At 70.4% G+C, this 21811-nt stretch carries 17 protein-coding genes and 1 pseudogene; 5 read left to right on the top strand and 13 right to left on the bottom strand.

The genetic code is table 11. The features are described 5' to 3' along the window. Positions 1–118: 118 nt before the first annotated feature. A complete protein-coding gene (locus ACQCO7_RS23110; RefSeq protein ID WP_464073642.1) occupies positions 119–859 on the bottom strand; it encodes a GntR family transcriptional regulator in 741 nt (246 codons plus the stop codon). Positions 860–952: 93 nt separating this feature from the next. On the opposite strand from ACQCO7_RS23110, the gene ACQCO7_RS23105 reads away from it, so the two are divergent. Further along, on the top strand, positions 953–2050 hold the full coding sequence (locus tag ACQCO7_RS23105; protein ID WP_464073641.1) for a DUF1152 domain-containing protein: 1098 nt from the start codon (positions 953–955) through the stop codon (positions 2048–2050). Positions 2051–2260: 210 nt separating this feature from the next. Here ACQCO7_RS23105 and ACQCO7_RS23100 read toward each other — a convergent pair whose 3' ends face one another. The 3 genes from ACQCO7_RS23100 to ACQCO7_RS23090 form a co-directional block, all read right to left on the bottom strand. Next, positions 2261–2599: an XRE family transcriptional regulator gene (locus ACQCO7_RS23100; protein WP_464073640.1), complete on the bottom strand. Its 339-nt coding sequence runs from the start codon at positions 2597–2599 to the stop codon at positions 2261–2263. Further along, complete coding sequence (locus tag ACQCO7_RS23095; protein ID WP_464077270.1) at positions 2596–2982, bottom strand: type II toxin-antitoxin system RelE/ParE family toxin; 387 nt, start codon at positions 2980–2982, stop codon at positions 2596–2598. Before ACQCO7_RS23095 ends, ACQCO7_RS23100 begins: the two co-directional genes overlap by 4 nt. Positions 2983–3664: 682 nt before the next feature. Further along, positions 3665–4318 carry a TetR/AcrR family transcriptional regulator C-terminal domain-containing protein gene (locus ACQCO7_RS23090; RefSeq protein WP_464073639.1) on the bottom strand — a complete coding sequence of 218 codons (654 nt, stop codon included), beginning with the start codon at positions 4316–4318 and terminating at the stop codon, positions 3665–3667. Positions 4319–4444: 126 nt separating this feature from the next. Here ACQCO7_RS23090 and ACQCO7_RS23085 point away from each other — a divergent pair, with 126 nt between their 5' ends. Continuing rightward, the gene (locus ACQCO7_RS23085; RefSeq protein ID WP_464073638.1) at positions 4445–5950 is read left to right on the top strand and encodes an FAD-dependent monooxygenase; all 1506 of its coding nucleotides are present in this window, start codon (positions 4445–4447) and stop codon (positions 5948–5950) included. A gap of 220 nt (positions 5951–6170) precedes the next feature. On the opposite strand, the gene ACQCO7_RS23080 is transcribed toward ACQCO7_RS23085, so the two are convergent. Further along, complete coding sequence (locus tag ACQCO7_RS23080) at positions 6171–8477, bottom strand: ATP-binding protein (protein WP_464073637.1); 2307 nt, start codon at positions 8475–8477, stop codon at positions 6171–6173. 437 nt (positions 8478–8914) lie between these two features. Here ACQCO7_RS23080 and ACQCO7_RS23075 point away from each other — a divergent pair, with 437 nt between their 5' ends. The 3 genes from ACQCO7_RS23075 (at position 8915) to ACQCO7_RS23065 (ending at position 12403) form a co-directional block, all read left to right on the top strand. Next, the gene (locus ACQCO7_RS23075; protein ID WP_464073636.1) at positions 8915–9103 is read left to right on the top strand and encodes a hypothetical protein; all 189 of its coding nucleotides are present in this window, start codon (positions 8915–8917) and stop codon (positions 9101–9103) included. A gap of 167 nt (positions 9104–9270) precedes the next feature. Then, complete coding sequence (locus tag ACQCO7_RS23070; protein WP_464073635.1) at positions 9271–11400, top strand: protein kinase domain-containing protein; 2130 nt, start codon at positions 9271–9273, stop codon at positions 11398–11400. 208 nt (positions 11401–11608) lie between these two features. Beyond that, positions 11609–12403 carry a polysaccharide deacetylase family protein gene (locus tag ACQCO7_RS23065; RefSeq protein WP_464073634.1) on the top strand — a complete coding sequence of 265 codons (795 nt, stop codon included), beginning with the start codon at positions 11609–11611 and terminating at the stop codon, positions 12401–12403. A gap of 10 nt (positions 12404–12413) precedes the next feature. Here the strand turns inward: ACQCO7_RS23065 and ACQCO7_RS23060 are convergent, their stop codons facing one another. The 8 genes and pseudogenes from ACQCO7_RS23060 to ACQCO7_RS23025 all read right to left on the bottom strand — a co-directional run bounded on the left by ACQCO7_RS23060 (position 12414) and on the right by ACQCO7_RS23025 (position 21810). Beyond that, positions 12414–12719: a hypothetical protein gene (locus tag ACQCO7_RS23060; protein ID WP_464073633.1), complete on the bottom strand. Its 306-nt coding sequence runs from the start codon at positions 12717–12719 to the stop codon at positions 12414–12416. A gap of 105 nt (positions 12720–12824) precedes the next feature. After that, positions 12825–13223, bottom strand: a pseudogene (locus ACQCO7_RS23055) (sigma factor-like helix-turn-helix DNA-binding protein). Positions 13224–13445: 222 nt separating this feature from the next. Next, entirely contained in the window at positions 13446–14561 is a 1116-nt protein-coding gene (locus ACQCO7_RS23050; RefSeq protein WP_464073632.1) for an SGNH/GDSL hydrolase family protein, read from the bottom strand. A gap of 168 nt (positions 14562–14729) precedes the next feature. After that, the gene (locus ACQCO7_RS23045) at positions 14730–15365 is read right to left on the bottom strand and encodes an HAD family hydrolase (RefSeq protein ID WP_464073631.1); all 636 of its coding nucleotides are present in this window, start codon (positions 15363–15365) and stop codon (positions 14730–14732) included. Between the two features lie 97 nt (positions 15366–15462). Beyond that, positions 15463–17076 (bottom strand): serine/threonine-protein kinase, encoded by a 1614-nt coding sequence (locus ACQCO7_RS23040; RefSeq protein ID WP_464073630.1) that lies wholly within the window; start codon positions 17074–17076, stop codon positions 15463–15465. 157 nt (positions 17077–17233) lie between these two features. Next, entirely contained in the window at positions 17234–20212 is a 2979-nt protein-coding gene (locus ACQCO7_RS23035; protein WP_464073629.1) for a golvesin C-terminal-like domain-containing protein, read from the bottom strand. 266 nt (positions 20213–20478) lie between these two features. Next, complete coding sequence (locus ACQCO7_RS23030) at positions 20479–21162, bottom strand: response regulator (RefSeq protein WP_010351564.1); 684 nt, start codon at positions 21160–21162, stop codon at positions 20479–20481. 15 nt (positions 21163–21177) lie between these two features. Next, positions 21178–21810 carry a potassium-transporting ATPase subunit C gene (locus ACQCO7_RS23025; protein ID WP_464073628.1) on the bottom strand — a complete coding sequence of 211 codons (633 nt, stop codon included), beginning with the start codon at positions 21808–21810 and terminating at the stop codon, positions 21178–21180. Position 21811: the final 1 nt, after the last annotated feature.

Here is a 21811-nt window from a genome sequence, read left to right as displayed (position 1 = left end):
CGCTCAGGCCGCCGACCCGTCACCCATGCCCCCTTCCAATCAAGTGGCCTTAGCCACTTAATGGATAGTGGCATTGGCCACTTGGAGTGTGCAAGCGATTCGAGCAACTCACGACCCATCAGGTGAGCGGGTAGCCCTGTTCGAACGCCCAGCGATCAGGCGGGTAGGTGGCTTCGGCGAACTCCAGCGGCCGGTCCTGGAGGTCGTAGACGACGTGATGGACGACCAGGACCGCCGAGCCGGGCTCCAACCGGAGGTCAGCGGCTTCACTGTCGGTCGCCTGCCGGGCGCACATGCGGTCTTCGGCGTAACTCCCCTGACGGCCGGTCATGCTCTCGATGTACATCAGGGTGCCTTCCCGGATGCGCTCCGGCGCCGTGAGGGCGGGAGCCTTCTGCCCGACGTCCGGCGCGAACCATGAGGTGGACCGTGTGATCGGGCCGTCCTGGTCGTGGGTCACGCGCTCTCGGCGTACGGCGCGGCAGTCCTTCGCCAGCCCCAGCGCTTCGGCGACGTGGCCGGGGGCTTCCTGCCAGCCGGCCGCCGTGATCACCGCGTACTCGCCGGGCGTGTAGATCTTCCCGGTCTGCCGGGCCCGGCCGTACAACTCGCGTGCGCGCCGGTTGACTTCGAGGCTTCGTACGTACGTGCCGGACCCTTGGCGTTTCTCGACCAGTCCTTGATGACTCAGGGCTTCCAGCGAGCGTGCGGCCGTGGGGCGCGACACCTTCCAGTCCGCCGCCAACTGCCGTTCCGAAGGGACTTCGTCCCCTGGCCGCAGGTCGCCCCGGAGGATCTGGTCACGGATGTAGTGCGCGATCTGTAGATACTTCGGTTGGGTCTCTTCGATCTGCGGCATTGATCCCCCTCGGTCATATGGCGGTCAAGTGGCTATAGCCTCTAGCCACTATAGGGTTGGGTGGGCAGCAGTTCGAACCCGTGGGGTGATCTCATGACGAGGTTGATCGTCGCGGCAGGAGGAGGGGGCGACACCGTCGCCGCTTCCATGCTCAGCGCTGCCCTCTACGGCGTTGACAGCCTGGCGGTCATCTTCACCTACTCATGGGATCGCCTCCTGATCGATCCGGTACCGGGGCCGCGAAGAGCGGACGACTTCACCGGGCTCGAACAGCTCACCCCAGCTGTCTTCGGGGTGCCGGCGACGGCCCGTCCGATCGCTCCGGCGGGTTCCACCCTTCCGCGACTCGCAGCAGAAGTACCACAGACCTTGGCCTTGATCGACCCGCACCGGGGAGTCGAGGGGGTCACGCGTCAACTCGAAGAGCTGATCCGGCGTTTGGGGCCTGAGTCGGTCGACCTGTTGGACGTCGGCGGGGACATCTTGGCCAGGGGGGATGAGCCGACGCTCAGGAGTCCGCTCGCCGATGCTCTTGCGCTGGCCGCGTGTTGTCAGGTCGAGGCGCCGGTGCGGCTGCTGGTGGCGGGGCCTGGTCTGGACGGTGAGTTGTCGGCCGATGAGCTGCGGGGGGTGCTGGGCCCGCTCGTTCACGCCTTCACGGCGAAGGACGTGGAGCCGGTCGGCCCGGTCCTGGAGTGGCATCCGTCCGAGGCTACGGGGATGCTCGCGGCGACGGCCCGGGGTGCGCGGGGCATCTGCGAGGTACGTGACGCGGGGCTGCCCGTTCCCTTGACCGACAAGGGGCCCACGGTCCATGAGGTCGATATGGACGAGGCGTTGAGCCGTAACCAGCTGGCCCGCGCGATCATGTCGACGGGGAGCCTGGAGGAAGTCGAGGCGCTGAGTCGGGAGATCTGCGGGTACTCCGAGGTCGACTACGAACGGAACAAGGCGACTTGGCTCAAGGCGCGGCCATGGGAGGAGCTGGACCCGAAGGCAGTCCTGTCCCAACTCGCCCGGTTCGAGGCCGAGGCGCGCGGCCGTGGGGTCACGCATACGACGTTCCGGCACATCACCGAGGTGCTGAACCTCAACGGCGGCCAGCACCATGCCCTACGGCGGCTGCTGCTCGACAACCGCCCGGAGCAGTACGACGCGCCTCTGTGGCGCATCGCGACTTCACCTGCGTAACAGCTTGGCTGAGGCCCAGCGGTGGGTGCTCTGGCACACGCGCGCCTGATCAGTCGTCGCACCCGACATCGTGGCTGACTTTCGTGGGCGGAGATTCAAGCGGTCCCGGAAGAGCGGGGATCGATCACCGCCACATTGCGGGTCAGACGCTCTTCCGTTCCAGGCCAGAGACCCGGGCCTTGCTGGTTGGCGAGAGGTTCGGCGCGCGTCTCAGGCGACGGTGTACTCCGCGTCCCCGAAGTCTGCGACTACGCGCAGTCGACCGCCGAGCGCTTCCACGTAGGCCCGGAGAGTCGCGACCTCCGCGCGATCCAATTCACCGTGCTCGATGGCGGAGACCCGAGGTGCCGAGACCCCCATTGACGCGGCCACTTGGCGCTGAGTCAGCGCCTGTTCACGCCTGACCTCCGCGAGCTTGTGAGCGCGCACTTCAGCGGTCAACCGGTCCATGGCCGCTTGCTTCTCCTGAGGCGACCGCACCGGCAGCCCCGAGGCCACACGCCGCTCGCGCGCCTTGCGCTTGGTCTCCTCCCAGCTCACCGTGCTCATTCGTACTCCCTGATTTCAAGATCAGCCAGATGTGCCTGGTACCGCTTCTCAGCAAGCGGAATGTTGATGTCGTACCAGCGCTGCCAGTTTCCAGCTTTGTCGCCGGCCACCAGCAGGACTGCCCGGCGCACCGGATCGAACGCGAAGAGGATGCGGATCTCGCTGCTCCCGGATGATCCCGGCCTCAACTCTTTCAGGTGATGGTTCTCAGCACCCTTGATCCGATCCACCAGCGGACGGCCGAGCGTCGGGCCCGTTGCCGCCAGCATGTCGATGGCGTCTTCTACCTGTTCAGAGCTGTCCCAGTCCTCTTCGGCCAGTGCCTCGAACCACGCCGCGACCTCCCCGACGAGAACCACTTCCCATTGAGCCACGGTCCCGATGTTAATGCAAGGGTTAACCTCGCTGCGGTGGTCGACCTGGAGGAATTCGCGCCGAAGCAGTTCTACGAGGTCAGCACCCGGACCAGCCCAAAATGATCGCAACTTCCCAAGCCGAGAGCGCGAGTTCGATTCTCGTCACCCGCTCCACGATCAAGGCCCAGATCAGCGTGGCCTTCTCGGAGGGCCGCCCGGCGCTGACCGTCGTGTCCTTGAGGGGGGGCACCGGAGCGGGTGGACAGCGTTTGGCCGGTGGCGGAGGTCGTAGAAGCGGAAGCGCTCGGGGATGCCGACGATCTACCGCGCCTTGGGCCGAAGGTGCTGCGGTGGAAGGGAGCACCTTGCTCGCCGGCGGAGAGCAGCCCATCGGGGGTCGGCTCGGCGTACGACTCCCAACGGTGCTCGTGGCGGAGGAAGACGGGAAGAATCGCAGTGTCCGCCCCGGACTTGGTGTGGGCCTGGACGCGGCGCCCCTTTCATACGCTCCGGCTCGGTGAGGCGAACGCAGACGCGCAGGTTGTCGAGGTCGACGTCCCTGCGGCGAAGGCCGGCCGCATCGGGCCGTACGCGCTGGGGGAGGCCGGCGTGGCAAGTTCCGTAGGCGGGGCGGAGTCTGCCGGGTGATGGCGGCCGAGATGGCCCTTCCGCGTCGGCCTGCATAGCGTCTTCAAGCGCCGCGACCGGGTCAGCCGCGCTCCCGCTCGTCCCTGACGGCGCGCAGACCGAGGACGATGATGCGAAGCCCGTACTCGAAGCCGACGTCGCCGTCCATGCCGAGCAGGTCGCTCGACGCCTGGGCGGTGAGGGGGAAGCGTTCGGCGTCGATCATCGCGGCGAGCCGCTCGGGGGCGTAGGGGTTGTCGTCGCCGTACGCCGTGCTGGTGTGGGCCTGCTCCTCGATGGTGTGGCCGATGGTGTAGTGCAGGACCGCCGGGAAACCGCGTGCCGCCTCGCTGAGGGTGAAGCCGGCATCCCGCAGGTTTCGCAGGTTCAGCTCCACCGCCCGGTGCACGGTCTCGTGGTTCACGTAGGTGCCGGCGAGGACGCGTGCTCCGTCCTGATGGCTCAGCATCGCCTGGCGCAGGTGGCGGGCCCAGTCGGCGAGCCAGTCCTCCCAGGAGGAGCCGTCGCGGGGTGGCTCCAGCCTCTCGGCCGCATCGACGTACACCAGGGTGGCCATGGCGTCGAGCAGGTCCTGCTTGTTCTTGATGTGCCAGTAGAGGGTGGGAGCTCGTACGCCGAGGTCCTGGGCGATCAGGCGCATGGTGAGCCCGTCGAGGCCGACGTCGTCGAGCAGTCGCAACGCCGTCCGGGCGATCACCTCGGCGTTGATCTTCATCCTGCTCCCTCCTTCTTGGGCCCTTGACACCCTAACACCGTTAGAGACACTCTCTAACGGCGTTAGGGTTTCTAACGTCGTTAGATACGCGCGGCTGGAAGCCGAACCTGAACAGGGGAAGTACAGATGACCGACACGGATGTGGTGATCGCGGGCGCCGGACCGACGGGCCTGATGCTTGCCTGCGAACTACGGCTGGCGGGGGTCGACGTGGTGGTGGCCGACCGGCTCGCCGCGCGGACCGGTGAGTCGCGGGCCGGCGGAATGCACGCCCGGACCATGGAAGTACTGGACCAGCGGGGCGTCCTGGACCGCTTCCTGGCGGCCGGCACACCGCGCCCGATAGGGCACTTCTCGGGGCTGTGGCTGGACTTCGACCGGTTCGCGACCAGGCATCCCCGGTCGCTGGTGCTCCTGCAGTCCCACATCGAGCGGCTGCTTGAGGAGTGGGCCACCGAGCTCGGCGTACAGGTACGCTGGTCGTCCGAGGTGATCGGGATCCGACAGCACGACTCCGACGTCGAGGTCGAAGTGGGCGGACCGGAGGGCTTACGTTCGACGCTGCGCGCCCGCTACCTCGTGGGCTGCGACGGCGGGCGCAGCGCGGTGCGCAAGCTCGCCGGCATCGGTTTCCCGGGCACCCCGGCGACAGTGACCGCGCTGCTCGGCGACGTCGAACTCGCCGATCCACCCGCCGAACCGCTCTTCATGCAGCGGCGGACGGCCGGTGACTTCTCGGTGTTCGCCTTCGAGCCGGGCTGGTACCGGGTGATCACCACGGCGTACGACCGTGTCGCCGGCCAGAGAGAACCGGTGACGTTCGAGGAGCTGCGGGAGTCGCTGCTGAGGATCGCGGGCACCGACTTCGGTATGCACGGCCCCCGTTGGATCTCCCGGTTCGGCGACGCGGCCCGGCAGGCCGAGCGGTACCGGGAAGGCCGGGTGCTGCTGGCGGGCGACGCGGCTCACATCCACTTCCCGGCAGGTGGCCAGGGACTGAACCTGGGGGTCCAGGACGCGGTCAACCTCGGCTGGAAACTCGCCTCGGTGGTGCACGGCCGGGCGCCGGAGATCCTGCTGGACAGCTACCACGCCGAGCGGTATCCCGTCGCGGAACGGGTGCTGCACAACACCCGGGCACAGGCGGCGCTGACGCGTCCGGGCCCGCAGACCGACGCGCTGCGCGACGTACTCCGTTCGCTCATCGAATACGACGACGTCAACCGGCACCTGGGTGGCATGATCACCGCGCTGGACCTCCGCTACCCGATGAGCGACGACCATCCGCTGACCGGCCGCCGGGTCCCCGACGTCGATCTGAAGACCGGTGACGGCCGGCGTCGCGTCGTCGAACTGCTGCGCACCGCGCGCCCCGTGCTGCTCGACCTCCGCGGTGACACCGCGCTGGCGGCCACGGCCGAGAGCTGGGCCGATCGCGTCGACCTCGTCGAAGCCCGGTCCACGGCCGACCACTGGCCCGTCTGGCCGGTCGACGAGACCCCCGCCCCCGCCGCGCTCCTCATCCGCCCCGACGGCCACGTCGCCTGGACCGCACACGCCGACGCCACCCCCGACCCCGCCGCCCTCCGGACCGCCCTCACCACCTGGTTCGGCCCGGCCACGGCCGACTGAACCGAGGCAAGAAGCTTGCCGCGGGACACCGGTCTGCCGCAGCACGGTGGACGTCGTTCGCTGCCGCGCCGGTGGCGCACCGGCAGACCGCACGCCCGGCGCTCGGCTCAGCGCGGGCGGGCGGGCCACGCCGGAGGGAGAATCCGAGGTCATCGGCACACCGTCCTGAACGGCGAGACCACGAACCCGGCCTCACCCCGTCCGCCGGGGCCGCCCGGTTCTACGGCGCCGGGCTCTCCGCCCACCACGCCGCGATCTGCGTCCGGCACGTGAAGCCGAGCTTGGTCCGGATGTTCTCGACATGGCGGTCGGCGGTACGCGGTGACAGGTTCAGCGCGGCGGCGACCTGGCGGTTGGTCATGCCCTGGGCGACGAGCGCGGCGACCTCCCGCTCCCGGCGGCTCAGGGGGCTCGGCGTGCCCCCGTCCTGCCCGGTGTCGTCCAGGGCGAGGGCGATGGCCCGGGCCGGGCTGTCGTGCCGGGCGCCTTCCGCGAAGGCCCTCTCGTACCCGGCCGGGCCCAGCGCGGAGACGACCGTTTCCTCGCAGCGTGCGCGGTGCCCGCCGAGCGCGCAGACGGGGCTGTCGCCGATGTCCCTGGTCAGGGCGTGTACGGCGCCCAGCAGCCGTGCCGCCCGCTCGTGGTCGCCCCGGGACGCGGTGATCCAGGTGAAGACCTGGAGGGCCGCCACGGTCCCGGCGTAGTCGTTGAAGCCCCGCAGGATCTCCAGCGCGGCCCGCGTCAGGGCCGTACCCTCCTGCCGGTCGCCCCGGGCCCAGCGTACGTAGCCCAGCGCCCACTTCGCGTAGGCCCCGTACAGCCGCTCCCCGGACGCTTCCGCGAGGCGCGTCGCGCGTCGGCCGGTCTCCTCCGCCGCGTGCGGGTTTCCGAGGCGGACCTGTGCGATCACCACCTGGAACAGCCAGAACAGCCCCTGCGGTCCTTCGCCCGCCGCCTCGTGAGCGGCCAGCGCCTCCTCGTACAGGGGCACGGCCTGCGCCGTCCGGCCCTGGAAGGCCGCCGACGCGGCGCGGTGGCCCAGGACGTACGGCCGGGACGACGGGTCGTCCAGTTGCCCGGCCTCGTCCAGCCGACGGTCGGCCGTCGCGAAATCTCCTTGCAGGATCGCCACCCAGGCGGCGGCCCACAGCGCGCGGGCCCGGACGGGGGTGGGGTCGGGGGCCGCCGGGAGGAGGCGGTCGAACTGGCGGCGTCCTTCGCCGAGGTATCCGTCGGCGCACCAGTGGAAGCGGAGGGCTGTCGCCAGGCGGAGCGCTTCCTGTGCGTCGGCGGGCTCCGCGGCCTCACGCTCCGGCGGGTGCGGCTCCGGCTCGCCGGGCCGGGCCGGTACGGGTGGGCCGGCGCTCGCTCCAACGTCCAGTGCCGCCTGGAAGTTGCGGTGCTCGGTACGCATCCGGGCCAGCGCCTCTTCCTGGCCGGGGCCGAACCAGGCGGAGGCGGTGCGTTCGGCGAGGGCGAGGAAGAAGGCGCGGTGCCGGCGCAGCAGCGGTCGCTCCTCACCCGACGCGGCGAGCCGGGTCCTGCCGTACGTACGGATGGTTTCCAGCAGCCGGTAGCGGGGTACGCCGTCGCCTTCGCAGGTCAGTACGACGGACTGGGCCACGAGCCGGTCGAGGAGGTCCAGCACCTCGTGCGCCGCGATGCCGTCCCCCGTACCGACGGTTTCGGCGGCGTCCAGGCCGAAGCCGCCGGCGAAGACCGACAACCGGTTCCACAACAGTTGCTCGGCGGGGGTGCACAGCTCGTAGCTCCACTCGATCATTCCGCGCAGGGTGCGGCGGCGGGGGAGTGTGCCGCGGCAGCCGCCGGTGAGCAGCGCGAAGCGGTCCTCCAGGCGCTCGACGACCTGGCCGACGGTCAGCGTCCGCAGCCGTGACGCGGCCAGTTCGATGGCCAGGGGGAGTCCGTCGAGGGCGGTGCACAGCCGGGTGGCCTGGGCCTGGTCGGTGACGCGGAAGTCCGGGCGGAGGGCGGTGGCTCGCTGCCGCAGCAGTTCGACCGCCTCGTCCGGGATCGAGAGCGGGGGGACGACGAAGACGTTCTCGCCGGTGACGTCCAGTGTCTGGCGGCTTGTCGCGAGGATGCGCAGCTGCGGGCAGGCCGACAGCAGGGTCTTTGCCAGGGCGGCGGACTCGTCGATGACGTGTTCGCAGTTGTCCAGCACGATCAGTGCTCTGTGGTGGGCCAGGTGGTGCGTGAGGCGGTCGAGGGCGGGGGTGGTGGTGCGGTCCGGGATGCGGAGGGCGTTCGCGGTTGTTGCGGCCAGGGTCGACGGGTCTCGTACGGTGGCCAGTTCGACCAGCCAGACTCCGTCCAGGAACGCCTTTCGGGCCGCCGCCGCTGCGGCCAGTGCCAGGCGGGTCTTGCCTGTGCCGCCTGCGCCGGTGAGTGTCACCAAGCGGCCGGCGTTCAGTAGGCGGCGGATCTCGGCCAGCTCGGTGCGTCTGCCGACGAAGCTGTTGAGGGACGTGGGCAGGTTGCCGATGGTGGGGATCACACTGCTCACGGCTTGCCCTCACGGGATGTCGTATAAATACGACTTAAGGTTAGCAAGGTGGGGTGGGGTGGGGGGTGTGATGTTTGTGGCACGTCGCGGTGCTGGTGGGGGGCTTTTTGTTGTGCCGGTCTCCGCCGCGCGGGTATTAGACGTGTACGTGAGGCTGCGGGGCGCCGGGTCTCTCGTCCGGCTCGTTGGCCTTGTCCGGCTGTCGGTCGGCCGTGTCGGGATCGCCCTACGTCCGGGCCGCGCGTCGCCGGGATCCTCCTCGCTCGCCCTCGGGTGCGCTCCCCCGAACGCCGACCGCCGACTCCCGAACCAGGAACACCCCTCCAAATCAACGCAGTTGGAAGCCCGGCGGGCCAACACCCGCATATTCACTCGCCGGTTGCCCGCACCCCACGTACCGTCACGCGCTGAAGCCAACCGCGCCGGAACGGAGGAGTGTGAGCGGAAGACGCTACGTCGCCAGGGGCGTACCGGGTGGATACCGGATCTGGAGCAACCGAGGACGCCGATGGTGGGGCGACCTGTACGAGTTGTGCCCCGACGATCTCCTGACGGAGCTCAACGGCAAGGCGGACCCGACCCGGATCGCCGCCTTGATGAAGCGGTACAGGGCGCAGAAGCGGTAGGCAACTGAACCCGGCAGAGCCGCAGTTCACCCGGAACGGTCTCAAAATGCCTCTACAGTCCCTGACTTGCCGTCCCAAAAGACTCCCCCACCTCCGCCCTGTCCCCGAAACCCCAGGCCCTACTGTGATCCCCGTAACCCACCCCACCCGGGAAAGGATGACCGGCGATGACACCCCTGAACACCGGGGACCCGGAGTCCATAGGCGGGTACACCCTGCTCGGGCGGCTGGGGGCAGGTGGGATGGGGGTCGTGTATCTGGGGGTGTCCGCGTCGGGACGACAGGTCGCGGTGAAGCTCGTACGCGGGGCGTACGCGCAGGAGGAGGAGTTCCGCACCCGCTTCCGGCAGGAGATCGCGGCGGCCCGCCGGGTGAGCGGCGCGTTCACCGCACCGGTCGTGGACGCGGACCCGGACGCGGAGCGCCCGTGGATGGCGACGCTGTACGTACCGGGCCTGAGTCTCGCCGAAGTCGTCCAGAAAGAAGGCCCGTTGGGGCCGCGCGAGGTGCGCGCGCTGGGGCTGGGCCTGACCGAGGCGCTGCGGGACATCCACCGGGTGGGCCTGGTGCACCGGGACCTCAAGCCGGGGAACGTCCTGATGACGGAGGACGGCCCGCGCGTCATCGACTTCGGGATCTCACGGGCGGCCGATCACCAGAGCCTGACCACGACGGGCCGGATGATCGGTACGCCACCGTTCATGTCGCCGGAGCAGATGGCGTCGCCCCGGGACGTCACCCCGGCCTCGGACGTGTTCTCGCTGGGTTCGCTGCTGGTGTTCGCGGCGGTGGGCGCGGGCCCGTTCGACTCGGACAGCCCGTACATCACGGGGTACCAGGTGGCGTTCGGGGCCCCTGACCTCACAGGGGTACCCGGGGAACTCCTGAGTACGATCGAGCGCTGCCTGGCCAAGGATCCCGCCGAACGCCCGGAGCTGGCGGACGTACAGCGCATGCTGGAGGCGCTGCCGGAGGACGTACCCGCCGACACGGTCCCCAAGGGCCGCCTGATACGCGGGAGTTCACCCACGATCCCGGTGGAGACCTCGACCGGCGGCACGGGCCGCAAGCGCCGTACGAAGGTGCTGCTGGCCGCCCTCGGCACGGTACTGGCCGTCACGGGTACGACGGGTGTCTTCCTGGCGGGCCGGGACCCCGAAGACCCGGCGAGTACTAGTACCACCCCGAGTACTGGTACCACCCCTACCGCAGAGCTACCCGCCGGTTGGAAGCCGTGGCAGGTAGCTCTGAGGTACGAGGTGAAAGGCATCCCTCTCGAGTACAACAACCCGGCGTGCGTGACGGAGAGCGGCGCCCTCTACTGCGGGGGTACGGGGTTCACGACCGCCAGGGTCGACGCGGCGTCCGGCAGGGTCGCGTGGCGGACCGGGACCCGTCCGCAGGGGGCGGGCCCGATCGGCGTACGCGACGGGATCGTCTACGCGTACGAGCAGCCGGACGACGAGACCAGGCGCGTGGTGGCGCTCGACTCCCGTACGGGGAAGGCGCGTTGGCGGCGTGACATCAGCATGTCCGAGGGGGCGGTGCTGTACGACGGCGGGTTGCTGACCCTGTCCCCGGACGCCTCGGAGTTCGTGGCGTACGGCCCTACGGGCGCGGAGTTGTGGCGGGCGCCGTCGCTGGACGAGTACTGCACCCCGGCGGCGCTGGGCGGCGTGCCGTACGCCCTGTGCGAGCAGGGCACCGAGCCCGGGCAGGCGCCGGTCGAGCTGATGCGGGCCGAGGCCGGCAGCCTGTCCACGACCGCCATCCTGCCGAAGAAGGCGGTGGCGCTCGGCGCGGTCGGCGGACAGCCCCTGTTCCTCGCGCCGCAGACCGCCGAGGACGTGTACGAGTCCGGGTACGAGCGGCCGTACGACGCGCTGCTGCGGGTGGACCCTGCGACCGGACACGTCACCCGCGTCCCGCTGGCCCGCGCGCTGACCGGTACGGCGACCCTGATCGGCGGCGTCGTCTACTTCGTCCGGTCCAACGGGTCGGTCACGGCGGTGTCGGCGGCCGACGGGAAGCAGCTCTGGCAGCGGGTGACGGACGTGGAGAGCCTCTCCGCGCCGGTGGTGTCGACGAGGTACGGGAGGGTGTACTTCGCCAGCCGCTACGGGCGGTTGCTGGCGCTCGACAGCCGTACGGGGGCGGAGGTATGGGCTACCTCAGCGCTACCGGACCCCGGGGACAAGGTGCAGGGGTATCCCCCTCAGGTACTACTCGTCGACGACGCGATCGTGGGGACGGCGGGGGACACGGCGTTCTCGCGGGGACCGGACGGGCGGGGCTGACCGCGTTCTCACGAGGGCCGGACGGGCGAGGCTGACCGCGTTCTCACGAGGGCCGGACGGGCGAGGCTGACCGCGCGGCCCTCGTTCCCTCATGTCCCCGAACTCCCCCGGAAATGTCCGTGATCCGTAACGGAGGGAGCCGGCGGGCGCCGGACTCCGTCATGCCAGGTGGTTGCGGGGAGACACCGGCGAGGAAAGCGGGGCGGACATGGCGCGGCACAACGGTGGGCGGGGCTGGTACGGCAAGATGGTCGGGGCCGCGCTCGGCGTGACGCTGCTGGCGGCCGGCACGGCGGCGTGGACGGCGCAGGCGGGCCCGGCGACGAACGGGGCGCCGGGTACGGCGGGTTCGGGGCCGAAGGCGAGCGCGCCGGCGTCACCGGGCAGCCAGGCCAAGGCCGTTGACGTCACCATCGTGCACGCGTCGGACGCGGGCCCGCGCGGCGTGAACATCACCATCGACGACGGCCCCGACCCGGTGTGGACGCCCCACATGCTCGACATATTGCGCGAGTTCGGCGTGAAGGCGACGTTCTGCATGGTGGGGACGCAGGCGCAGGCGCACCCCGACATGGTGAAGAAGGTCGTCGCCGCCGGACACCGGCTGTGCGACCACACCGTCTCGCACGACACCGGCATGGACAAGAAGTCCGAGGCGTACCAGTCGCAGCAGATAGTCGACGCCGAGCGCATGATCACCGAGGCGTCGGGGGGCGTGCGGCCGATGTACTACCGGGCGCCGGGCGGCGCGTTCACGCCGTACAGCCGCAAGCTCGCGGCCTCGCACGGCATGCGCCCACTGGGCTGGAACGTCGACACGAAGGACTTCGAGCGCCCCGGCACGGACGCCATCGTCGCCACGGTGGAACGGGAGTTGCCGAACGGGCCGACGCTGCTCTTCCACGACGCGGGCGGGGACCGGTCGCAGACGGTGGCGGCGCTGCGACGGGTGCTGCCGCGCCTCAAGGCGGAAGGGTACGTGTTCGGGTTCCCGGTGCGGTGAAGGCAGCGCCTCAGGGGGCCACGGAGAGGACCTCTCCCAACTCCGCTTCCCCGTAGAACCACTTGGCGTCGGACTGGTTCGACGCGAGCCGGCCGTCGGCTTTTTCGTACGCCCCGATGCCTTCCGTGTCGCAGGAGTCGGACGCTCCGACGAAGACGGGCCGCCCATCGGCGTCGAGGAGTTCGACCACGGAAGAGATGACCGCGTTGCAGCGGGTGGTGTTGGTGACGGTCACGGTCTCGGTGCCGGGTTTCTCGCCGACCGTCAACGGGCCTTTGAGCGCGGGTGAGTTGTCGAAACCCGAGGCCAGTCCCATGCGCCTGCCGTCGATGGTCAGGGTGCGGCCGGCGAGGTCGACGGTGCCGGTGGTGGGGGCGGCGTCTCGTGGGCGGACGCCAACTCGTGCGGTGCGCGGGTGAGTTCATCCGGCACGGCCGTTCTCCTTCCTGGCCGTACCGTCCTGCACATCGCGCCGCGCGTCGTCCACTTCAAGGTGGGTCGCGCGGCCCCGGGAGGGTCTGGCCTTGACCGTGCCCACCGGCGCGCCCGTCTCGGACGGCCACCTGCTCGACGCTCAGGTCACACAGGTGGTGCGGGACGATCACCATCCGCTGGGGCGTGGGGAGTTGGCACAGTGCGGCGACCAGCGCGGTGCGGTCGGGACCGGGGCCCGGCGCGGTTTCGGGCGGCGGGGTGCGGCGCACCAACTCCAGCCAGCGGCGCGCACGAACGCCTTCTGGACGACGTCCTGCGCCTCCGCGTGGTCCCCGGCGAACGCCGTGAGCTGGCCGGTCAGCCGGGGGAACCGTGACGTCCACACCCTGCCCTGCCGGCCGGGGAACGCCTACCAGACCTGGACCGTCGACCTCTACCGCCACAGCGACTACGACGAAGTCACCGTCCGCGACAACGCGACCGACCGCTGCCTCTACTGGGCCGACACCAGCGCCCGCACCGCCCCCCGCACCTCCTCCGGGCTGGGTTTCCGGACCGGGGCGCGGCGGGTCGCAGGGAGTGGCCGCCGCGCCCGGGGGGGCGGGTTCTACCAGCGCAGGCCGATGGTCGAGACGCGGTCGAGGAGCAGGGCCGACAAGGTGCGGTGGTCCTGCGCCGAGGGGTGCCAGTCGCAGGCCAGGAGGTCCAAGGGGGCGTCGCCGTAGTACCAGTGGTGGACGCGGGGGTCACCCTGGGTATGACGGGTACGGGTGATGCGTTCGACGGTCTCACGGTAGGGGGCGGAGATCTGGGTGGAGCTGAGGAGGAGGTGGGGGTGGAGACCGTAGCGGGTCCGGAGCCTGTCCAGGAAGCCGTGGTAGGCGGTTTCGAACGCCGTCACCAGCTCCGCCTGCGTCGTCCAGGGCTCGCCCGGGTGGAGAGGGGTGGAGAAGTCGTTGATGCCGAGACCTACGACGATGAGCTGAGGGCGCCAGCTCGGCGGCCGGTGCCAGATGTCGCCGTCGACGTTCAGCAACGCCCGGTCGTAGTACGTCCGGTAGTCGGTGCCGGGGCTGGTACCGGCGTAGTTGCGGACCATGCCCCGGCCCGAGAAGGCGTTGATCTGGTAGTCCGCGTCGAGCGCTCTGGCGGTCAGCGCCCCGAAGGACAGGTCGGCGTTCGTGTTCCGGTCCACGCCCCCGACGGCCGAGCAGTCACGCACGCCGGAGACATTGCCGTACCCGGCGGTGAAGGAGTCCCCGATGTACTCGATCTGCCGGCGCCGGGCACTCGGCGCGGGCAGGATCGCACCACCGCGCACGGCCACGAAACCCCCGAACTTCCCTACGGCCCAAGGACTTTCGGTCCGCTTGACGAGCCGCACGCGGTGTACGGCGTCGGCGAGACCGTCGATGCGGGCGGTGGTCCGGCCCGGCGTCACCAGGGTCGTCACGGTCACGCCGTCGATCTGTACGTCGTAGTCGTTGACGGAGTCGTCGAGCACGACGCCCACTCCGGTCCCCTGGAAGCGGGCCTCGAAGTAGACGCCGGGCCAGGTGAATTGGACGAACCCGTCGGCGCCCGGCGCGGTCCGGCCCACCGTATGGAACCGGGTCGGGGCGGCGATCGCCCGCGCGGGGGTGGCGACGGCGGCCACCGCCCCCGCGAGGGTCGCGGCCATCAACGTCCGGCGGGACAAGGGGCGTTGGAATCCAGAAGGCATGTGATCGTCCTCGTCGACGAGTCGGATGCGGGAGCGCTCCCACAGGGGCCTTGTTCAAGGTGACCGCGTCGGGTCGGGGCGTCAATGCCCGCGTCGGCCGCTTCACGTCATGTGCCGGGCCCCGGCGAGCCGAGCCGCATCGGTGACCGCCGGGACGCGCGTGGCGGGTCAGCCCGCCAACACCCCCTCGCCGACGAGGACTTGGGTCGCCGCCGCGACGCCCGTCCACACGTGGGCGCGCCAGCCGTGCTCGCGTGCCGACTCGACGTTCACGGGACGGTCGTCGAAGAAGATCACGTCGGACGGCGGGCGCCCGAAGTGCCGGTCGGCGCTGCGGTAGACCTGGGGGTCCGGTTTCATGAGCCCGAGGTCGCAGGAGAAGACGAGCGTCTCGAACCGCGCGCTCCACGCGGCCTGCCGGACGGCCGTCGCCAGGGACGCGGGCGCGTTGGACAGCACCCCGAGGGGGGTTCCCCGCCGGGCGATCCGGTCCAGGAGGTGCGCCGGGTCGTCGGCGAGCACGGCCCAGGCGGCGGTGTCGATCCGGTCCAGCCGCGCGATCCACTCGGCGTCGAACGTCCGGCCCAGGGCCTCGCCGATCAGACTCCAGTACTGGGTGGGGGTCCCTCCCAGGTCGTACGGGTCCCGGTGGGCCCAGTAGAGGGCGGCGAACTCCGCCTCGGGGAGGTCCAGCGCCTCGGCGAGTGCGGTGAGGGCCTGCCCGGAGGGGGCCAGGACGCCGCCGAGGTCCCAGACGACGAGGGGGGTGTGCGGGGATGAGGGAGAGCTTCGGGGACGGTCCACGTGCGGATGATAGTGACGGGCGGGAAACCCGGGGCGCTCCCCGGAGGAGGTAGCTCTGGAGGGGTAGCCCCAAGGAGGTAGCTCCAGAGAGGTAACCCTAGGAAGTCGGCCAGACCGTGAGGTCCCCCATCAGGAAGTTGACCCCGCTGTCGGGCAGGTAGGTCGACTTGATCTGGATCACGAGCATGCCGATGGCCCCGGAGCGGTGCTTGACGCAGATCCGGCTCCCCTCCGCCACGACGACGAGCGGAAGCTCGCTGCCGCGAGTGCTGGACCCCGCGAGGTAAGTACGGCACTCCTCATAGGAATTGGTCGGCTCGGCCGGGAGATAGCTCATCGCGCTGGTGCTGCTCCGCAATGTGCAGCGGGAGTTGCCGCAGACGAGCCGGACATCCCCTTTACGGTCGTCGCGTTGGCCCTGCGCGTCGAGGCTGATCGAGTTCTTCTCGTCCAGCCTCACCAGCGGATGCGCGACCGCTTCCGGCGGGCCGGCGGCGGGCTGGTCGGCCGATCCCGCCGCCTTGCCACCGGCGGCCCCTTCCGGGAGGGCCTTCTCCGACACATCTTTCCCCGAGGCCGACGGCGACGGCGTGGCCGAGGAGGAGGCACCGGCCCTGTCACGGTTCAGTTCCGAGATCTCCGAGCCCAGCCACGCCAGCGCCGCCAGGAGCGGAACGGCCATCAGCGCACCGGCGCCCGCGATCAGCCGAGTACGGCGCCGCCCTGCCCGTAGTACCTCGGAGGGGCGTAGTACCTCCGGGGGAGGCGCCCACGGGCTGGTGGCCGACAGTGTGGGGACGACCGGCGGTACCGGCTCGGGCGCCGGCACCGGCGGCCCCACGACCTCGCGCCATACCTCCGGTCCCCCGGAGGTATCAGCCTCGGGCCCCAACTCCCGCCGGCACCACGCGACGACCTCCGCCGGGGTGGCCCGCTCCCCCGGGTCGGCCGCCAGGCACCGCGCGAGGATCGGCCGGAGCTGTCCGGGCAGCGCCGACAGGTCGGGTTCGGAGTTCACGATCCGGTACATCACGTTGAGCGCGGTACCGCTGCCGTACAACGGCTCCCCCAGCGCGGCGAACGCCACGGTCTGGCCGAGGGAGAACACGTCGGCCGCCGGGGTGATCTCACCGGCGGACGCCTGTTCCGGGGCCATGAACTGCGGTGTGCCGATGGCGGCGCCCTGCGTGGTGTGCACGGTGCTGTCGGGGGCCGTCGATATCCCGAAGTCGATGACCCGGGGCCCGTCGGAGGCGAGCAGCACGTTGGACGGCTTCAAGTCCCGGTGCACGACGCCGACTTCGTGGATGGCCTGGAGCGCCTCGGCGACCCCGGCCATCAGCCACAGCACCGCCGACACCGGCAACGCCCCGCGCCGGGCGACGAGTTGGGACAGCGACGGCCCGGGTACGTAGAGCGTGGCGAGCCAGGGCGGTACGCCGTCCGCGTCGGCGTCGACCAACTCCGCGGTGTACGCGCCCTGTACGCGCCGAGCGGCCTTCACCTCCCGGTGGAACCGCTTCCGGAAAACCGGGTCGTCGGCCAGTTCCGGCCGCACGACCTTGACGGCGACGGCCCGGCCGCCCCGTGTGTACGCCAGATAGACCCGCCCCATCCCCCCGGCGCCCAGCCGCGCCACCAGCCGGTATCCGCCCGCCACTTGAGGGTCGTCCCACTGGAGCGCCTCGAATCCACCGCCCGCGTTCCCCAAGGCCGTTCTTCCCCCCTGCTGTTCGAACGATCAACAGGAGCCTAAGGGGCGGATGACGTCGGCGGGGTTCAGGGGTCTGCCGTACCAGCTGCTCACACGCCGGAGGCCGGGGAAGGGTGTTCCCCTTCCCCGGCCTCGGTGACCCCCTACTGAGGTACTACGGAGTGACCGCGTCCGACGGTGTACCGGCCTGCGGTACGAAGGCCAGCGCGTCCCAGGCGATCGCCGCGTCGCCCGTGCCGTCGGCCGTGGCCGAGCTGAGGGAGACGCTGGGGGTACCCCGGAAGTCGTACGACCCCAGGGAGAGCCAGGTGTTCTTGCCGCCGGTGTCCTGGGAGACCGTCTTCTCCAGGACCGTGCCGTCACCGAGGTCGATGCGGTAGGTCGCCGAGGGGGTGTCGGCCTGGTGGTCGGGCAGGTGGACCATGACCCGGGCCCAGCCCTTGAGGGTGCGGTCGGGGGTCCAGGTGCCGGTGACGACCGAGTCCGTGAAGGTCGGTACCCGGGTGTGGGTGAGCCAGAAGTGCCCGCCGAACCCGGCCCCGAGCTGATGGAAGTCGATCTTCGAGGGGTAGACCGTCGCCCCGTTCCGCACGGCCGAGCCGAAGGTGAACGTCAGCGTGCCCCGGCTGACCCAGTTCCGCTGCCCCGCACAGGGGTTGGCGGATCCGACGCGGAACTTCACGGTGTTCGGGACGTCGTCGACGATCAGCGCGTCCGGCGGCAGGGTGGAGGTGCAGGCCGCCGGGTGGACGGACGTGACCTTCGGCTCCGGGGCGGTCGCCTCATACTTCAGTACCTCGGTACCACAGGTCTTCGCGCAGTCGGTCCAGGTCACCGGCTTGTTCCACCAGCACTTGAAGTCGTCGCGCTGGCAGGGTCCCACCGGTTGGGTGGAGCCGGGCACCTGGTGCGGCTTGCCGGTGTCGCAGTCGTTGACGTCCGGCGCGCAGAACGTGTCGTGCGCGGGCTGCGCGTCCGGCGCGTTGCCGGTCGGCCAGGAGCCGACGGTGAACGCGGGGACGGGCTTGCCGGTCTCCGGGTCGTTCTTCTGTAGGGAGTACGCCGCCCAGCCCATCACCCTTTCGGGGTAGGTCCACAGGTTGGGGGTACGCGAGTCCCCGTACCCGGAGGAGAGGAACATCTTCCGGTCCGCCGGGTAGAGGCCGTTGGCCGGGTTGTTGAACCAGCCGACGCCCCAGGGTGCCGAACTGTCCGTCGTACTGGGCAGGTTGAAACCGCTGTTGTACGCCCAGAGCGCGAACCACCAGTTCTCCAGGTACCGCGGGTCGCCGCCGTTGGCGAGTACGCCCTTGTCGTGGAGCTGGTTCCACTTGTCCTGGAGGATGCGCAGCCCGGCCGCGATGTTCGCCGCGTAGTCGACGGTGATCGCCTTCTGCTGCTCGGCGGTGTAGTCGGTCTGCGTCTTCGCCATGCCGCTGGTGACCTGCGCGATGCCGTAACCGCAGTCCGCACCGGCCCAGTTGATGGCGTGGACGCTGCCGGCGTTGCCGTAGTAGCCGCCCTGCGTGAAGTTCCCGCTCTCCCCCGCGGACGCCCTTGGCGTCGCCTGCACCAGGTTGGACTCCTGCGCGAGGACACCGAGCATGATCTGCGCGGGAACCCGTCCGCCGCCCTTGAGCTGGAGCGGCGGGAACATGCCCTGCGGGGTGTACGACGGGAGGTCGGTGCCGTTCCAGCCCTTACGGCGCCGCACGTCGAGCTTGCCCTGGACGGCGAGGTCGGTGGCCCACTCGGCCATCGCCGGGGAGGGCTGGAGGGACTGGAGGTTCGGGTCGTTGCGGGTCACCGCGCAGGCGCGGTCGGGGTCGGTCGTGGCGTGGGCGGGGTCGTCGGCCGGGGGCTGTACGCCGGACCGGGTGCCCACCGGCTCCGTGCGGACGCTGTCGGTGTGCGCACCGGCGTCCGAACTCGCCTTGCCCGCACCGGACTTGTTGCCGCCGAGCGCCGGTGACTGCGCCAGCCCCTGCGCCGCCTCAAGCGCGTCGGGCTTCACGCGGAACGCGAAGTCGGCGCCGGTGCCGGTCGCGAGGGCGTCGATACCGACGGGCTGCGCGGTCCCCGCGTCCGCGACCGCACCCGGCTCGGCACCCGCCGCTTCCGTGCCGCTGCCGACGCCGGTCAGGGCGAGGGCGCCCTTCGTGGACACCTCGGCAAAGGCGGGTACGTCGTCCAGGGTCCGCCAACTCTTCGGCAGATCGGCCTTCTTGAGCTTCTCGCCGGCGTCGGCGCCGGTGACGAAGACCTGTCCGCCGGTCCCGTGCACCGCGAGGGCGCCTAGCGCGCCGGAACCAAGCACGTGGTCGGTTCCGTCGGCCGTCACCCGGCGGACCTGAACTGCCTTGTCCCCGGAGGGCACTTGGTAGGCGAGACCGGTCTGCGCGTCCGGCACGAGCCGGAACGGCCTGCCGCCGGCCCGGGTGAGCGTACGGACGTCGCCCTTGCTGTTCACCGAGACGACCGAGTCGCCGGACGAGGCGGCGATCCCGTTCCCGAAGGGCACGGCCGAGGTCAACTGCCCTGCCACGGACTGCTGTCGGACGATCCTGCCCTGTCCGGCGTCGACGGTCAGCAACTGGGTGTCGTCGCCCTGCGGCCGGGTCAGTACGGCCTGTTCGCCGTCGCCGCAGCCGGGGTTGAAGTAGGCGAGGGAGACCAGTTCGGGGAGCTTGGTCACCGCGCCGTCGGCCAGGTCGACCACGGCGGCGAACGCGCCTTCCTGGAAGCCCTGTTGATCGTTGGCGGCCTGGCGGGGCGCGTAGACGACGACCGCCTTGTCGCCCGAACCGGTCACGCAGGTCTGCCCGATCCACTGATCGGTGTCGACGCCGGGCTCGGAGAGGGTGGCGGCGGTGCGCCAGGCGTAGGCGTGCGCGGAGTCGGCGACGAGGACGTGGAAGCCGGTCGCGTCACCGTCGTAGGTCACCATCCGGTCGCCCGACTTCTGCCAGTTCGACGGGAGTTGGGACGTGTCGGTGACTCGGTCCGGCGGGGCGGCGCCGTCGGACGACGACGGTCCGCTCAGCGTCGCCGAGGCGAGGGGGGCGACGATCGCCGTGGCGAGCACGGACATCACACCGGCCGCCGCCATCCGCCCCCGCCTGCTTTTCGGCACCCGCCAGCGGTGCCTTCCTCCTGTGTTCTCACGAAAGACGCGCAAGGGTATTCCGTTTCCGTCCAGATGCGTCACGCGCATCGGCGAAGGTCTGGTGGCCGCACAGCACTTGGGCCGGGGCCGATGAAACGGAAGCTACCAGTCCACTATGCCCGGATCGGGCCGGAGATTGCTGTACCGATCGGTATCCACGAAACATCCACGCGCCGGAAGGAATCCGCCCGGAAACCCTGAACAAGCCGTATACCCAAGCTCTTTGCGCCGGTTCACCCCTCGAAGCGGTACCCCATCCCCGGCTCGGTGATCAGGAAGCGGGGGTGGGACGGGTCCGTCTCCAGTTTCCGGCGGAGCTGGGCCATGTAGACGCGCAGGTAGTTGGTCTTGTTGCCCCGGGTGATCCCCCACACCTCCTGGAGGAGGTACTTCTGGGTGACGAGGCGGCCTGGGTGGGTGACGAGGATCTCCAGGAGGTGCCACTCGGTCGGCGTAAGCCTGACGTCCTGGCCCGCACGTACGACCTTCTTGGCGAGGAGGTCGATGGTGAAGGCGTCCGTCTCCACCCGGCTGGACTCGGGAGCCAGGGGCGTCTCCTCCGTACGGCGGACGGCGGCCCGCAGGCGGGCGAGCAACTCGTCCATGCTGAACGGCTTGATGACGTAGTCGTCCGCCCCCGCGTCGAGCGCCGCCACCTTGTCCTCGGATGCCTGCCGGGCCGAGAGGACCATGACCGGGACGCGGGTCCACAGGCGCAGTGCCCTGATGACCTCGACGCCGTCCATGTCCGGCAGGCCGAGGTCCAGCAGGACGACGTCCGGCGGGCGGGCGGCGGCGAGGCGCAGGGCCGTCGTACCGTCGGGGGCGGCGTCGACGTCGTAGCGCCGCGCCTGGAGGTTGATCACGAGGGCTCGGACGAGCTGCGGGTCGTCCTCGACCACCAGCACCCGCGTCATCTCAGTGCGCCTTCCTCACTGCCGGGCCACAAGTGCCTTGAGAGCGATGTTGAGTTGGAGGACATTGACCCGGGGGTCGCCGATGAAGCCGAGGGTGCGCCCCTCGGTGTGGTCGTCGACCAGCTTCTCGACCGCCGCGACCGGCAGGTGGTTGGTCAACGCCACGCGGTGGACCTGGAGTTGGGCGTAGGCCGGGGAGATGTCGGGGTCGAGTCCGGAGCCGGACGAGGTGACCGCGTCGGCGGGGACGTCCGACGGCTTCACCGGGTAGCCGGGTACAGAGTTGTCCTTGACGACCTTCGCCTTGGCGTCGTCGACCTGTTTGATCAGCGTCTTGCTGTCGGCGGACAGGTTCGTCGCTCCCGAAAGCAGCAGCTTGTACTGGGTGTTGACCGAGTTCGCGCCCAAGCCGTTCGCGGGCCGCCCCTGGAAGTAGCCGAGGCTGTAGCCCTGTTGGCCAATGAGGGACGAACCGACCACTTTTCCTTGGGACTTGACCTCGGAGCCGTTCGCCTTGCCGTGGAAGGCGGCCTGGGCGATACCCGTCACCACCAGCGGGTAGATCACGCCGGTCACCAGGGTCAGGACGAGCAGCGCTCGCAGACCCGCACCCAGCAACCGGGCTGTGTTGGTAAGGGAGTTGTTCATG

It is taken from the genome of Streptomyces saintjeani (genome assembly GCF_055409605.1).
This window is presented reverse-complemented; position numbering and strand designations above follow the sequence as displayed.